Below are 16,125 nucleotides of genomic sequence, written 5' to 3'. Positions count from 1 at the left end.
GCTTTCTAAGGATTTGGAACTATAACTTGGGTCTGCTCTCCATTTAAAGTATCTAATATATTAATTACTAAACCTTCGTCAGACTCAAACACTTCTACATTTAATGAGCCAAATGTAAATGTTCCTTCTTCGTTAAAATCACCAACAGCATCTACTTGTTGTGCTAAAAGCGCTCTTGATATTTGACTAAGTACTTGTTGGTTTAATTGTTCTCCAAAACGATCTAATTCAGATTCTTCTTCAGTTTCTGTTCTAGCTTGTGTGAATCCATTTTGTGCATTTGCAGAACTTATTAGCCAGTTATAATTAAATGTATCTCCTCCAAATGCAGGATTTAAAGGCTTGTAACTAAATTGCTGTGCCACTGCAAGTGTACAAGTGCAAAAAAACAAGAATATAAATAGTTTAAATTTCATAATTAATAGCGTGTTATTGTTTCTTCTGATTTTTGTAAGAGCTGTAAATATCTAATACTTTTTTGCATTGCAATATTAACCATCTCAAGTAAAAACTTTTTTTTGGGGTTTACAAAAAATTGCCAAACTAATTGACCATCTACTTTTACCGAAATTCGTGTTGACCTTCTTTGTCCAGGAACCTCTTCTATTACAATATGCTTATCTGTTTTTATTTGTCTGTTAAAATACTCTGAATAAAAATAACGATGAAAATCTCTACCTGCTTTTGTTAGAGTTTTTTGAATAACTAAACCTTGTAAAAAAACACCGTCTTGACCTCCAACCGCTACATCTCTAGATTCTGGCTGTGTTAACTCTTTCCTATTAGGGTCTAATTCTATTTTAATTTGTCCCTCTTCATCACTTGTTAACACTACTCTATCTTTACCTATTGCTCCTACATTTTCTTCTCCATCAATTATTGGATAAATAAATAATACAAGAATTATTTTACCATCAATATCATTATTAATAGTTAAGGAAGATAACACTTTTTTTTGATTACCTTCTAAATAGAAACTATTGCTTTGTGAAGATCTAGAGCTATTATTATTTGCATCGGTTTTAAAAGCTAAAAACTCGTATCTTAAATTATATCCTGAAAACTTTAAATTCTCTGCTGTTGCAGAGAATTTTGTAAACTCACTTGACTTTTCAATTTTTATTAAAGCATTAATATCTTTATTATAAAATTTTTGTGCATTAACAGTTAAACTGCTAAGCACAAAAATTAATAATATTGTATAATATAGCTTTAGCTTAGAAAAATACATTTAGAATACACTAATTAAAACTTCTAATAATTACTGTAGGAGATGCAGATGTTTGAGTAAATTTAATATTTTTTGAAATGTTATTTGCTCCAAAACGTTCAAAATTTAAGTCATCTCCGTTTTGTTTTAGTTCTAATGAAACTTTTGCACTAGGATCTATTACATAATCTAATATTGTATTATTATCTCCATTTTGTTCTAAATCTGCAACAACAGCATCTACTTGATAAGTAAGATTTACATTATTAGCATCTCCGTTTTGAGATATATTAATATCACTAGCTCTTGATGCTACTTTTACTACAGCTGTATTAAAAGAAGAAACTTGTGTTATTGCAACAGAGTTTCCTGTTATTGTATTTAAAGTTTCATTTGGCGTTGTATCAAAATAAGAATCAAAAAAAGACTGTGAAACTTCTTGGCCATTTAGCTCTGTCGATGCTTCTGTATCATTATCTTCATCTGCACTATATGTTTGAGACCAACCTAATTGCAAAACAAATAATAACAATATAAATACTGAAATCGATTTATTTTTATTTAATATTTTCATAATAGTTGTAATTTAATGAAAAAAAGGAGAATGCTTGCTATTTAGACACCCTCCTTTTTTAATTTATAGTATAAATTAACTATTTCTAATTAATATAAGCTTGAATCTTAACATCCACCTGCACCACATGGAGCATCTAAATCGAAACTACCTGGTCCACCTGGAGTAATTAAAGTTTCCATTTCTTGGAAGTCACAGTTTTCTCCTTCAGTTGATAAATCTCCATTAGGTCCTAATTGTAAAACACTAATTGTGTTTCCTCCGTTAGCCATACCGTCTGCTAAGTTTTGGCTAGACTGGAAGCTGTGTCCAGAACCATCTGCAACTCCACTTTTTTGTACAATTAAAGTTTGGTTAGCAAGACCTCTTTGCCCTGTTAAAGCCCAGTTTCCATCACCACTTTGGTAAGTACTTACTAAGTTAGAATCTCCTTTTTGAGACGAAACAACAATGTTACTATCACCATATTGTCTTTGGTAAGCTTTGTGATCTCTACCGTTTTGACCTAAAATAGCACCATTACCATCTCCTGTTTGATCTTGACGACCGTAGTTAGCACCACCTGTTGTAGAACCATGAGCATTTTGTGCTATGTAAGCCTCATTACCGTCTCCTGTTTGGTTTTGTTCTGCGTAGTCACTATCTTCACTACTGTCTCCCCACTGCCCTATGTAACTAGTATTAGCATCACCATCTTGAACTTGTAATGCTCTACCATTAGTAGAACCCATACCTGTATTATCTGTACCATTAGTATAACCAGGATCTGATAATGAAATTGCAGCATCTAAAGCTGCTTGAGAAGCTCCATAACCATTAATAGGATTAACATCTGCTCCTTGATCTACTAAAGCAATGTTATCGTCACCAGTTTGGTATTGATTAGAAATATTTAAATCTCCTTCTTGAATAGAGTGTGCTTTGTTACGACTACCATCTTGATCAATTCTGGTAACATTCTCATCACCATATTGCTCAGCTATAGCAGTATTACCATCAGAACCATTTGGTCCAGAATTTTGAAAAACACCTGCAACGTTATCATCTCCTTCTTGTACTGTTCTTGCTTGGTTGTTGTCGAACTGCTGTCTTGTTCTAGCACGGTTGTCTTGACCATCTTGCTCTATCATAGCATAGTTCATTTCACCTTGCTGACCAGTTCCATGGTGAATTAAAGCTCTGTTTCCTCCACTTGCTCCACCGTCTTTCATACCTTGACGTGTAACAGCTTCGTTTAAATCTCCTTCTTGTAATGTAGTAGACTGGTTACCAGAACCCATTTGTCTTACATCTGCTGCATTACCTACACCACTTGCTGCTGAAACCTCACCTGTTTGCCAGATTCTAGCTCTGTTGTCTCCAGTCCCTAACCCATCTGCTTGTACTGAATAAGAAGATTGACTTGTTCCAGCTTGCATAACTTGTAACTTGTTAGAATTACCTGTTTGAATAGCCTCACCCATGTTTCCGTTCCCACCTGCGTGATCAACAGCTATTTGAGTGTCTACTGAGTTTGATCCACTCTGATCTTTTAAGTCATCCTGAGATACAGGACCTTGCGCCATCATTGCGCCTGTGAATAATAGTGCCGAAGCACCTAAAATTACTTTTTTCATGTTAAATATATATTGATTAATAGCTTTGTAAAGATAAAAAAAATAAACACTAAAAACGTCTTTTTAAGACTATTTTCGACTATTGTTTTGGTAAAATCGATGAAATACATTAGCATAAAAAAAAACACCTATAAACAGCTATAAATAAGAAACATAGCTTAAACCATCTACTTCTGTTTTTAAATATTAAAACTAAAATATTACTACATAAAACGTTTATTATTTTTTTTATGAAAAAATGCTTTGATAAGTTCTTTTTTATAAAACCATAAAAAGCTTAAACAAAAAAAAGAGGATGCTTGCTATTTAGACATCCTCCTTTTTCTAATATGTAAAAACCTAAATTAATCTAGATTGGATTTTAACATCCACCTGCACCACATGGAGCATCTAAATTAAAGTCTGCTGGTGTTCCTGGTGTAACTAAAGTTTCCATATCTTGGAAATCACAGTTTTCACCTTCAGTCATTAAGTCTCCGTTAGGTCCTAATTGTAATACACTAATTGTGTTTCCTCCGTTAGCCATACCGTCTGCTAAGTTTTGGCTAGCTTGGAAGCTGTGTCCTGAACCATCTGCAACCCCACTTTTTTGTACAATTAAAGTTTGGTTAGCAAGACCTCTTTGTCCAGAAATAGCATAGTTTCCATCTCCACTTTGGTAAGTACTTACTAAGTTAGAATCTCCTCTTTGAGAAGTAATAGCAATGTTAACATCTCCATATTGTCTTTGGTAAGTTTTATGATCCCTACCATTTTGACCAGAAACCGCTAAGTTACTAACTCCTGTTTGATCTTGACGAGCATAATTAGCTCCTCCAGTTGTAGAACCATGAGCATTCTGATTTATGTAAGCTGAGTTTGTATTACCTGTTTGGTTTTGCTCTGCGTAGTCACTATCTTCACTACTGTCTCCCCATTGACCTATATAAGCTCCGTTACCATCACCATTTTGCACTTGTAACGCTCTACCATCTGTAGAACCTAAACCTGTGTTATCAGTACCGTCAAGGTAAGTTGCATCTGCTTGCAAAACAGTAACATCAAAATTCGCTTGAGTATAACCAAAAATAATTGAATTAACATCTGCTCCTTGATCTACTAAAGCTACGTTATCATTACCATTTTGCGTTTGGTTAGAAACATTTAAATTTCCTTCTTGAACAGAATGTGCTTCATTACGACTACCATCTTGATCTATCATAGTAACGTTTGAATCACCATATTGCTCAGCTATAGCAGTATTACCATCAGAACCGTTTGGTCCAGAGTTTTGATAAAGACCCGCAATGTTATTATCTCCTTCTTGGATTGTTCTTGCTTGGTTGTTGTCGTACTGTTGAACAGTTGTAGCTGAGTTGGTTTGACCATCTTGCTCTATCATAGCATAATTCATTTCACCTTGCTGTCCAGTTCCATGGTGAATTAAAGCTTTGTTTCCTCCACTTGCTCCACCGTCTTTCATACCTTGACGTGTAACAGCTTCGTTAAAATCTCCTTCTTGGTAAGAAGTAGACTGGTTACCAGAACCCATTTGTCTAACATCTGCAGCGTTACCTTCGCCACTTGCTGCTGATACCTCACCAGTTTGCCAGATTCTTGCTCTGTTATCTCCAGTTCCTAATCCATCTGCTTGTACTGAATAAGAAGATTGATTTGTTCCAGCTTGCATAACTTGTAACTTATTAGTGTTACCAGTTTGAATAGCCTCACCCATGTTTCCGTTCCCACCTGCGTGATCAACAGCTACTTGAGCATCTACTGAAGTTGTTCCATTTTGATCTGTTAAAGATCCTTGAGTTGGTAATTGTGCAAATAATGCACCAGAGAATAGTAGTGCCGAAGCACCTAAAATTACTTTTTTCATGTTAAATATATATTGATTAATAGCACTGTAAATATATAGAAATATTTAAACACAAAAATTGATATAACATTAAAAAAAAGGTTATTGGCTTAATTATTCGTTTAGCTCATAATAAAGTTCGATGAAACGACACGCTAGGTAAGAAAAAGATTACTTATTGGTTTTAACACATTCATTTTTAGCTACGTACAATTACGTATTTTTAACTACGTAAAACTACGTAGTAAAGAGCAATTCTCTATATTTTGTAAGCGGCCAAAGCTCATCGTCTACTAAAAGCTCAAGTTTATCGCAATGATACCTAATATTTTCTAAAAATGGTTTTACAACATCACAGTACGCTTTTGCCTTTTCTTCTAAAGCCGTAATTTGATTTGATTTTTTTCTAGCTTCAGTCATATCATTAACCAAATTATTAACGCTTTCAATATGCTTAGAAATCTCTTCGATTAAATTTAATTGAGCTTTAGATACCTTTTTAAAGTCTTTCTCATAAATCTCCTTTAAACCTTTAACATTCTCAATTAATATATTTTGATATTTAACCGCCGTGGGAACAATATGATTTCTTGCTAAATCCCCAAGAACTCGTCCTTCTATTTGAATACGCATTATATATTCTTCTAATTCAACCTCATAACGAGCTTCCACTTCAGCTGTATTCATAACACCTAAATCACTATATAACGACAATGCTTTTTTAGAAACTTTAACCTTTAGCGCTTCTGGTGTAGATTTATTATTACTTAAACCTCTTTTTTTAGCCTCTTTTTCCCACGCTTCTCCATAACCATTTCCTTCAAATAAAATATTTTTAGATTTCTTAATATACTCTCTTAAAATATTAAAAATTGCTTCGTCTTTTTTTAAGTCTTTTTTAGCAATTAACTCATCAACTTCAATTTTAAAATCTATTAATTGTTTTGCCACAATAGAATTAAGCAGCGTCATTGGATTTGCACAATTTGCCTTAGATCCTACTGCTCTAAATTCAAATTTATTACCAGTAAATGCAAAAGGTGAGGTTCTATTTCTATCTGTATTATCTAAAAGTATTTCAGGTATTTTACCTACAACATTAAGTTTTAAATCTGTTTTTTCTTGAGGCGATAATTTTCCGCTAGTTACATTTTCCAATTCATTTAAAACACTAGTAAGTTGTTCTCCAATAAACACTGAAATAATTGCTGGAGGCGCTTCGTTAGCACCTAACCTATAATCGTTACTTGCAGATGCTATTGCTGCACGTAGCAGCTCCTCATTATCGTTTACTGCTTTTATTGTATTTATAAAAAATGTTAAAAATTGAAGATTACTCATTGGAGTTTTTCCTGGACTTAAGAGATTAACACCGGTATCTGTACTTAAACTCCAATTATTATGTTTTCCAGAACCGTTTATTCCTTTAAAAGGCTTTTCGTGAAATAACACTTTAAAATTATGACGTCTTGCTATTTTATCCATAACATCCATTAATAAAGCGTTATGATCTACAGCTAAATTTGCCTCTTCATAAATTGGCGCAAGTTCAAATTGATTTGGAGCTACTTCATTATGTCTTGTTTTTACAGGAATACCCAACAACATGCATTCGTTTTCTAAATCTCGCATGTAAGACATTGCTCGATTTGGTATGGTTCCAAAGTAATGATCGTCTAACTGCTGTCCTTTTGCAGACGCATGCCCTAACAAAGTTCTACCTGTTAATTGGATATCTGGGCGAGATGAAACTAAGGCACTATCTATTAAAAAATACTCTTGCTCCCAACCCAAAGAAGCATTTACTTTCTTAACATTTTTATCAAAATACTTACAAATAGCAACTGCAGCATTATCTACAGCTTGTAAAGCTCTAAGCAACGGTGTTTTATAATCTAAAGCCTCACCTGTATAAGCTACAAATACCGTTGGAATACATAAAGTTGTACCATATATAAATGCTGGAGATGTGGGATCCCAAGCTGTATAACCTCTTGCCTCAAAGGTATTTCTAATCCCTCCGTTTGGAAAACTTGATGCATCTGGTTCTTGTTGTACTAATTGACTCCCTCCAAATTTCTCTATAGCTTCATTATTTTCTATAGTTTCAAAAAAAGCATCATGCTTTTCTGCTGTTGCTCCTGTTAAAGGCTGAAACCAGTGCGTATAGTGCGTTACTCCTTTAGACAAAGCCCAATCTTTCATTGCCGAAGCAATTTGGTCTGCTATTGCCCTGTCTATTTGACTTCCTTTTTCAATAGCATTTGTTAAGCTTAAAAAAGCATCACTTGTTAAAGTTTGACGCATTTTTTTTGTGTTATATACATTTTCTGCAAAAATTTCTGAACGACGTTTTTCCTCCTTAATTTTTACAGACTTTCTATTCAATGTTTCTTTAATAGCAAAAAACCTTAATGTTGACATATTTATGACTTTTTTTTGCAAATATATTAATTTTAGCAGATTTAAAATATCAAAAACACAAACACCCTTAAAAAAATAGGGTTGTTGATATGTATTTAATAATTTTTATAATTTTACCCTTATATTTTTATAGGTTAAAAAAAAATCATTTTATATTTGCATGCATATTATTAATATAATTTAAAAGTACTATGGCAAAAATTAAATTAGAATACATTTGGCTAGATGGTTATTTTCCAACTCAGAATATGAGAAGTAAAACCAAAGTTGAAGAACATGAAGACTTCAAAGGAACTATTGAAGAATTAAGCAACTGGTCGTTTGACGGTTCGTCTACAAGACAAGCATCAGGAGACTCGTCTGACTGTTTATTAAAACCAGTAGCAATTTACCCAGATCCAGCAAGAGTGAATGGTTATTTAGTTATGACTGAAGTACTAAATGCCGATGGTACACCTCATATTTCTAACGGAAGAGCAACTATTGAAGATGAAGATTCTGATTTCTGGTTTGGTTTTGAGCAAGAGTACTTTATTATGGACACAAAAACACAACTACCATTAGGTTTCCCTATTGGAGGTTATCCTGCTCCACAAGGAATGTACTATTGTTCTGTTGGAGGTAAAAACACACACGGAAGAGGATTAGTTGAGGAACATGCCGATTTATGTATTGAAGCTGGATTAAATTTTGAAGGAATTAACCAAGAAGTTGCATCTGGTCAATGGGAGTTTCAACTTTTTGCAAAAGGCGCTAAAAAAGCTGGAGATGAAATATGGATTGCTCGCTACTTATTAGATAGATTAACAGAACAGTATGGTTACTATATAGAATACCACCCAAAACCATTAGGAAAAGATATGGACTGGAATGGTTCTGGTATGCATGCTAATTTCTCTAATAGCGTATTAAGAACTTGTGGATCTAAAGAAACATATGAAAAAATATGTGAAGCATTTAGACCTGTTGTTAAAGAACATATTGCTGTTTACGGAGAGTTTAACGACCAACGTTTAACAGGAGATCACGAAACTGCTTCTATCAACGATTTTTCTTATGGAGTTTCAGATAGAGGTGCTTCAATTAGAATTCCAATTATTACAGTAGAAAATGGCTGGAAAGGATGGCTAGAAGATAGACGTCCTGCATCTAACGGAGACCCATACAAAATTGCAGGTAGAATTATAAAAACAGTTAAATCTGCTAACATTAGTTAAGATTAAAACATATTTTAAAAAACAAAAAAAGCGTTTGAAAATTTCAAACGCTTTTTTTTATTTCAATATATATAACCACTACAGACTAAAACCGAGTGATAATGTTATATTAGAATTATTTGCATCAATAAAAGCACTATCTGTAAGACCAGTATTATACAATTGATGCTCTCTTGACTGACTATAAGCATCGTATGTAATATCTAATTTTGTATTTCCAAAATCATAACCCAATCCTAAAGAATACCCAGATAAATCACCTACAGTCACTCCATTTTTATACGGACTTTCCTCAAAACGATAACCTCCTCTAAAACTAAATTGATTCACTTTATACTCTCCTCCTAATTTAAATGTTGAAGCTGCTGTTAACCTATCCGCAATAATAGAATTTTGCGTTCTAAAATAAGCATCAGATTTTGGTGTGAATTTTGTTTTACTATAATCTTTTCTAGAATAATCGAAACTAATTAACCCTTTTTTTCCAAAAACATAAGCTAAACTTCCTGTTATTTTTCCTGGAGACTGCAAATTATAAGGTTCAAAAACATTAATAACTTGAGGATTTATAGCTTCTCCAAAAAACGCACTACCATCTACTAAAGGAATACCATCAATACTACTTGTTTCTAAATATTGAGTAGACTCTTCTTCAATTGAAAACCAGGTAGGTGAATCGTAAGTCAAACCAATTCTAAACTCGTTAGTTAATTTATAAATTCCTCCTAATTGAAAAGAAAAACCGGAACCATTAGCATTTAAAACATTTTCAAAATAAACATTATTAATCACACCTCCAGTTTCATTATTAGACTCTTCTAAAACAGTTAATTTTTCGTAATTAAGAAAATGAGAATTTAAATTTAAGCCTAAATAGAGATTATCACCATATTGAGCTCCAAAATTAAAAGCAATTTTACCATTGTAACCCGTAGCTAAATATCCAAACCTTTGATCGAAAGAATTACCTTCTACAAGAGAAACATACTCTGTTTCATTATTTCCATCAGGATCTAAGTCTAATATAAAAGAAGAATAACCTAAAAATGCTTGCTGATTTTGAACTCCAAAAGCAGAACCTATATCCGCATAAGCATCTGCATAAGACTCCCCATCAAAAGCAGAAATATCGTTAACATTCAAACCCTGAGCATTATTTAAAAAATAACTTGCCACCGAACCACCTTGAATAGCTTCTTTACCATTAACACCTCTTGACTCCCAACTATCGTCGTAATTATCTAAGTTATCAAAAGCTACACTAAAAGTGAATTTTTTCCACATAGAATTATTGTGTCTATTCTCAAAAACAAAAACTCCACCTGCTTGATTTAATGACACATCAGAATCTGAAGACGATCTTGTTCCTCCAAAAAAAACTGTTTCATTATCTACATCTCTTATATTTAATGACACGGAAGCAAAACTATTAGTAAAAACTGCAGAAGACGCAGGATTTACATTAACAGCACTTAAATCTCCTCCAAGAGCACCAAATGCACCACTAAGAGCCCTATATCTTGCCGAGCCAACTACCTCTCCACTACTATATCGCAATGCATCGTTTATATCTTGAGCATTTGCAAAAAATACTGATGCAACTGCAATTATTAAAAACACTTTTTTCTTCATATACTTTTTTCTTCTCTTTTCTTTATTCTTTTTTAATTTTATTAACCTCTCCTTCTACTCCCTGAACTTCTAGAAGAACCAGATGAGCGACTAGGAGACGAACTTCTTATAGACGAACGATTAGGAGAAGATGTTCTTGGTGTATAAGTCCTAGTTCTTGGCGTAGATATTCTTGGTGTTCTTGTCTTTATTTCAGATTTTGAAGATCTAGGTGTAGATGTTCTCGGTGTAGACGTTCTTGGCGTAGAAGTTCTCACTCTTGGAGCATTAGAACTCCTCACTCTTGGTGTAGAAGATGTCCTTGTTCTAGTAGAAGAAGTATTAGCTCTCCTTGCACCATCTACCCTTCTTTGTAATTCTGAACTCCTACCATATACTCCACCTCTTCTTGTTGAATTATACGCTAAATTTCTACCGTACCAGTTTCCACCATAATAAGGACCATAACCGTATCCATAACCATAAAAAGGATGAGGATTCCAAAAAGGATCATAAAAACCTCCAAAACCAAAATCACCATATCCGTAACCATATCCGAATCCTATATTCCAGGTAGAGAAAGGCCTATTCCAACCAAATCTACTCCAACCAAATCTATTCCAACCATAATAAGGTCTATTCCAATAATTATAAAAGCCAAAACCGTTATTATAAATATTGACAGAAACTTCTCTTTCATTATCTCCCCAAGAAGCATAACCTGTATTAGCATTTACAGTCTGATCAGCGTTTTCAACATATGCTCCTTTATAAGAATCTATATCTACAAAAACCTCTTCATCGTTTTCCGAATCTATTTCTTTAGACTTTTCTCTAAAGTAATTTTTGTAATAAGTGTCTTCACTATCATCTGTTCCTACATAGTCCGCCTCAATTTCATCATCCTCATATATACCATCAGTACTTTGACCAACATATTGATAAGACCCACAAGAAGTGAGAACTATAGTAAATAAAACCAAAGCAAATGCTGGTAATTTATTAGATAAGTATTTTTTTAAATGCATAACTGTTTCTTTTTATTGTTGAACATAACAAAAATAGTTAGTTTTGTCAAACTATTTCTTTTTTTAACATAGTCACAATATTTGTGCCAAAAGACACTATATGAGCAAAAAACTCACAACAAGAGCAGAAGATTATTCAAAATGGTATAATGAATTAGTTGTAAAAGCTGATTTAGCTGAAAATTCAGCAGTTAGAGGCTGCATGGTAATAAAACCTTATGGATATGCTATTTGGGAAAAAATGCAAGCAGAATTAGATAGAATGTTTAAAGAAACAGGCCATCAAAATGCTTATTTTCCATTATTTGTACCAAAAAGCTTATTTGAAGCCGAAGAAAAAAACGCAGAAGGTTTTGCAAAAGAATGTGCAGTTGTTACTCATTACAGATTACAAAATGACCCTGACAATGAAGGTAAGCTAAGAGTTGATCCTGAAGCTAAATTAGAAGAAGAGTTAGTAGTAAGACCTACAAGCGAAGCTATTATATGGAATACGTACAAAGGATGGATACAATCTTACAGAGATTTACCGTTACTTATCAATCAATGGGCAAATGTTGTGAGATGGGAAATGCGTACAAGATTATTTTTACGTACTGCAGAATTCCTATGGCAAGAAGGACATACAGCACACGAAACCAAAGCCGAGGCTATTACAGAAGCAGAAACCATGAATAATGTGTATGCAACTTTCGTAGAGAACTTTATGGCTATACCTGTTATTCAAGGATTAAAATCTGAAAGCGAACGTTTTGCTGGAGCAGATGAAACTTATTGTATAGAAGCACTTATGCAAGACGGAAAAGCTTTACAGGCAGGAACATCTCATTTTTTAGGACAAAATTTCGCAAAAGCATTTGATGTAAAGTTTACTAATAAAGAAGGAAAGCAAGATCATGTTTGGGCTACGTCTTGGGGAGTCTCAACTAGATTAATGGGAGCTTTAATCATGACACATAGTGATGATCAAGGTTTAGTATTACCACCAAACTTAGCTCCAAATCAAGTTGTAATTGTTCCTATATATAAAACAGATGAACAATTAGACCAAATTACAGAAGTTGTAAATGGTATCATGAAAGATTTACGCGCTAAACAAATTACAGTAAAGTTTGATAATAGAACAACACATCGACCAGGCGCTAAATTTGCACAACATGAACTACAAGGAGTTCCTTTACGTATAGCCATTGGAGCAAGAGATTTAGAAAATGAAACTGTTGAATTAGCACGAAGAGATACTTTAACTAAAGAAACAGTGTCTTTAGACTCTTTAATTGAAAAAGTTGAAGGTTTAATGGTAGAAATTCAAGACTCACTTTTTAATAAAGCATTAGATTTTAGAAATTCTCACATTACTGAAGTTGAAAATTTTGATGAATTTAAGTCTGTTTTAGAAGAAAAAGGAGGATTTATCTCAGCACATTGGGATGGTACAATTGAAACTGAAGATAAAATAAAAGAAATCACAAAAGCAACTATACGCTGCTTACCTCTTGAAGGAGAGATGGTTGACGGTATTTGTGTATATTCTGGAAAACCATCTAAACGCAGAGTATTATTTGCAAAAGCTTATTAATTAAATTTTTTAAAAAAAAAATTTAATTAGCTCTTGCAAAAGTAGAAAATAGTTGTATTTTTGCATCCGCAATGGAAACGTTGTAAAAGTTATTTGAAAAAATTATTTGCAGAAATAAAAATAAAATTTATATTTGCACACTCAAAATAAAATGGCCCGTTCGTCTATCGGCTAGGACGCATGGTTTTCATCCATGTAAGAGGGGTTCGATTCCCCTACGGGCTACAATTTTTAAAAAAGAAAAAAGAAACAAATGGCAAATCATAAGTCAGCATTAAAAAGAATTAGAAGTAACGAATCTAAGCGCTTAAGAAATAAATATCAGCACAAGACTACACGTAATGCAATTAAAAAATTACGTGAGTTAACTGACAAGAAAGAAGCAGAAGCTTTATTACCTTCTGTACATTCTATGTTAGACAAATTAGCGAAGAAAAACGTTATTCACGCTAATAAAGCTGCAAATTTAAAATCTGGTTTAGCTAAGCACGTTGCTGCAATATAAGCTAGAGTAAGAAACACAATATTTAAAGCCTATCGAATTATCGATAGGCTTTTTTGTTTTGCATAATTTTATTTTCTAAAAATTTACTCTAAATAAGGTCTCTATATTAATTTCAAAAAGTATAAATTTGCAATTAATAAAAAATCAACCATCATATAATCTTACGAATTTGGAAAATACAAACGCAATTAAAGCTATTGATAACATTCTTGAAAATCTTGATAAAACTGGTATAAATACAACTACATTGATTGATGACATTAAAGCATTACGTGTTTTTGCTTTAGAAGAAGAAATCCCCTTAGTTGTTAAGGTGTTAAGATTAACATACGAGCACATAGAATCTTTCGGAAACTTTTTTATTCCAATTCCTCAAGATGAACCTATAGAAGAAGATACCGATGAAGATATTAGTGACGAAAACTCTCCTGTAGAAAGCCTTAAATATTTAATTTCATTAACTAGAAATCTTAACAACAAATCTAACATCTCTGATTTAAGAGAATATAAAGAATTATTAATGTCTTATTAATAATTTTTTATTACAATAAATAAGCATTAAAATACACTTTAATGTCTTAGTTTAGATTTCTAAAAAACACACCATAAAAAAAGCCTTGATAAATTATCAAGGCTTTTTTATTTATAATATAGAGATTTTAACCGTTCATAGAGATTAAAAATTCTTCATTAGTTCTCGTTTGTTTAAAACGTTCGTTTATAAACTCCATAGCTTCTACAGGATTCATATCTGCAAGGTATTTTCTCATTACCCACATTCTTTGAATAGTTTTATCATCTAGAAGTATATCGTCTCGTCTTGTACTTGACGATGTTAAATCGATAGCTGGAAAAATACGACGGTTAGAAATTTTACGATCTAATTGTAATTCCATATTACCAGTACCTTTAAATTCTTCAAAAATAACTTCGTCCATTTTAGAGCCTGTTTCAGTTAATGCGGTAGCTATAATTGTTAAAGAACCTCCATTTTCAATATTACGTGCTGCTCCAAAAAAACGTTTTGGTTTATGTAATGCATTTGCATCTACACCTCCAGACAATATTTTTCCAGATGCTGGCTGTACAGAATTATAAGCTCTTGCTAAACGTGTAATAGAATCTAATAAAATAACAACATCGTGTCCACATTCTACTAATCGTTTTGCTTTTTCTAAAACAATATTTGCAATTTTTACGTGCTCATGTGCTTCTTTGTCAAAAGTGGAAGCAATAACTTCTCCTCTTACATTACGCTGCATATCTGTAACTTCCTCTGGACGTTCATCTATAAGTAAAATCATTTGATATACTTCTGGATGATTCGCAGCAATTGCATTAGCAACATCTTTTAACAACATTGTTTTACCAGTTTTTGGCTGGGAAACAATCATACCACGTTGGCCTTTTCCTATTGGAGCAAACAAGTCCATAATACGTGTAGAAATTGTAGATTGCTTCTCTGCAATGTTAAATTTCTCTTGAGGAAACAATGGAGTTAAATGCTCGAAAGACACACGGTCTCTAACCACATCTGGACTCTGTCCATTTATTTTATTCACTCTAATAAGTGGAAAATACTTTTCTCCTTCTTTTGGAGGTCTAACATTACCTAATACTGTATCTCCTACTTTTAATCCAAATAAACGGATTTGAGACTGCGACACATAAATATCGTCTGGAGATGATAAATAATTATAATCTGAAGATCTTAAAAATCCATAACCATCCTGCATGACATCTAAAACACCTTCACTCTCAATAATGGCATCGAATTCAAAATCCGGCTCTCGATAACGATTACGATTATCGTTATTACCATGTGTATTACCATTTTTACCTTGATTTCGGTTTTGGTGTTTATTCTGGTGTTTATTTTGATTATTGTTTTGACGATTAGAGTTATTTTCCTTTTTATCGTCTTTTTTATTTTGATGATTATGAACAGGCTTTTTATGCTGTGGTTTTGGCTGCTGAGTTTTTGCAGGCGTTTTTGATTGCGCTTGCTTATTATCCTCTTTACTCTCTTTTACCTCTTTTTTATCTTTATCAGCATTATTTTCTTTAACATCGTCTTCTTTAAAAGCTAAAGTTTCTTGATTAGCTTTTGGTTGAGACTTTGTTCTTGGGTTAGGTTTATTTGCTGTGGTACGTTGTACACGTTCTCTTTTGGGCTTAGCTGGAGTTTTTGTTGTAGTTGATTTTGCTGGTGGTGCATCTACTTTTACTTCTTGTACTGCCTTTGGGTTAGATGCTTGCTTATCTAAGATTTGATAAACTAAGTCTAATTTTTTTAATGAACGAAACTTTGGTATACTAAGTTTTTTAGCCATTTCCTGCAATTCAGGAAGCTTCATTTCTTTTAATTGTGAGATTTCAAACATGAATTGTTTATTGATATTTTTAGAAAAATATGTTGTTGAAAATTTCCGAAGAAAATTATAATATAAAATTTGAAGAATAACGTATTGCTAATGTGATTGTTGCAATGCGCTTATGCAATAATACAACTTTATTT

13 protein-coding genes and 1 tRNA gene are annotated in these 16,125 nt (G+C 32.8%); 5 read left to right on the top strand and 9 right to left on the bottom strand.

Annotated features, from left to right (window positions below; all coding sequences use genetic code 11):
- Window positions 1-5: 5 nt before the first annotated feature.
- The 6 genes from BWR22_RS04730 to BWR22_RS04705 all read right to left on the bottom strand — a co-directional run bounded on the left by BWR22_RS04730 (window position 6) and on the right by BWR22_RS04705 (window position 7,667).
- Entirely contained in the window at window positions 6-416 is a 411-nt protein-coding gene (locus BWR22_RS04730) for a curli production assembly/transport component CsgF (RefSeq protein ID WP_076732273.1), read from the bottom strand.
- A 2-nt stretch (window positions 417-418) separates the two neighbouring features.
- The gene (locus BWR22_RS04725; protein ID WP_170148550.1) at window positions 419-1,183 is read right to left on the bottom strand and encodes a CsgE family curli-type amyloid fiber assembly protein; all 765 of its coding nucleotides are present in this window, start codon (window positions 1,181-1,183) and stop codon (window positions 419-421) included.
- A gap of 58 nt (window positions 1,184-1,241) precedes the next feature.
- Complete coding sequence (locus BWR22_RS04720) at window positions 1,242-1,784, bottom strand: hypothetical protein (RefSeq protein ID WP_076732271.1); 543 nt, start codon at window positions 1,782-1,784, stop codon at window positions 1,242-1,244.
- A gap of 107 nt (window positions 1,785-1,891) precedes the next feature.
- Window positions 1,892-3,400, bottom strand: a complete 1,509-nt coding sequence (locus BWR22_RS04715; protein WP_076732270.1) for a curlin — start codon at window positions 3,398-3,400, stop codon at window positions 1,892-1,894.
- A gap of 361 nt (window positions 3,401-3,761) precedes the next feature.
- A complete protein-coding gene (locus tag BWR22_RS04710; RefSeq protein WP_076732269.1) occupies window positions 3,762-5,264 on the bottom strand; it encodes a curlin in 1,503 nt (500 codons plus the stop codon).
- Window positions 5,265-5,480: 216 nt separating this feature from the next.
- Complete coding sequence (locus BWR22_RS04705) at window positions 5,481-7,667, bottom strand: glutamine synthetase III family protein (RefSeq protein ID WP_076732268.1); 2,187 nt, start codon at window positions 7,665-7,667, stop codon at window positions 5,481-5,483.
- 191 nt (window positions 7,668-7,858) lie between these two features.
- Between BWR22_RS04705 and BWR22_RS04700 the strand changes: the two genes are divergently transcribed.
- The gene (locus tag BWR22_RS04700; protein ID WP_076732267.1) at window positions 7,859-8,884 is read left to right on the top strand and encodes a glutamine synthetase beta-grasp domain-containing protein; all 1,026 of its coding nucleotides are present in this window, start codon (window positions 7,859-7,861) and stop codon (window positions 8,882-8,884) included.
- A gap of 78 nt (window positions 8,885-8,962) precedes the next feature.
- On the opposite strand, the gene BWR22_RS04695 is transcribed toward BWR22_RS04700, so the two are convergent.
- Window positions 8,963-10,516: an OmpP1/FadL family transporter gene (locus BWR22_RS04695; protein ID WP_076732266.1), complete on the bottom strand. Its 1,554-nt coding sequence runs from the start codon at window positions 10,514-10,516 to the stop codon at window positions 8,963-8,965.
- Between the two features lie 41 nt (window positions 10,517-10,557).
- Entirely contained in the window at window positions 10,558-11,523 is a 966-nt protein-coding gene (locus BWR22_RS04690) for a hypothetical protein (protein ID WP_076732265.1), read from the bottom strand.
- Between the two features lie 100 nt (window positions 11,524-11,623).
- On the opposite strand from BWR22_RS04690, the gene proS reads away from it, so the two are divergent.
- From proS to BWR22_RS04670, 4 genes are all read left to right on the top strand, one after another.
- Window positions 11,624-13,102, top strand: a complete 1,479-nt coding sequence (gene proS, locus BWR22_RS04685) for a proline--tRNA ligase (protein WP_076732264.1) — start codon at window positions 11,624-11,626, stop codon at window positions 13,100-13,102.
- A 153-nt stretch (window positions 13,103-13,255) separates the two neighbouring features.
- Window positions 13,256-13,327: transfer RNA gene (locus BWR22_RS04680), tRNA-Glu, on the top strand.
- Window positions 13,328-13,355: 28 nt separating this feature from the next.
- On the top strand, window positions 13,356-13,607 hold the full coding sequence (rpsT, locus tag BWR22_RS04675) for a 30S ribosomal protein S20 (RefSeq protein ID WP_076732263.1): 252 nt from the start codon (window positions 13,356-13,358) through the stop codon (window positions 13,605-13,607).
- A 127-nt stretch (window positions 13,608-13,734) separates the two neighbouring features.
- A complete protein-coding gene (locus BWR22_RS04670; protein WP_241828230.1) occupies window positions 13,735-14,139 on the top strand; it encodes a hypothetical protein in 405 nt (134 codons plus the stop codon).
- A gap of 127 nt (window positions 14,140-14,266) precedes the next feature.
- On the opposite strand, the gene rho is transcribed toward BWR22_RS04670, so the two are convergent.
- Entirely contained in the window at window positions 14,267-15,991 is a 1,725-nt protein-coding gene (rho, locus tag BWR22_RS04665) for a transcription termination factor Rho (protein WP_076732261.1), read from the bottom strand.
- Window positions 15,992-16,125: the final 134 nt, after the last annotated feature.

Source organism: Lacinutrix venerupis (assembly GCF_001971745.1).
GTDB lineage: Bacteria > Bacteroidota > Bacteroidia > Flavobacteriales > Flavobacteriaceae > Lacinutrix > Lacinutrix venerupis.
The sequence above is the reverse complement of the archived record's forward strand: the minus strand, read 5'-3'. Positions and strand labels throughout refer to the sequence as shown.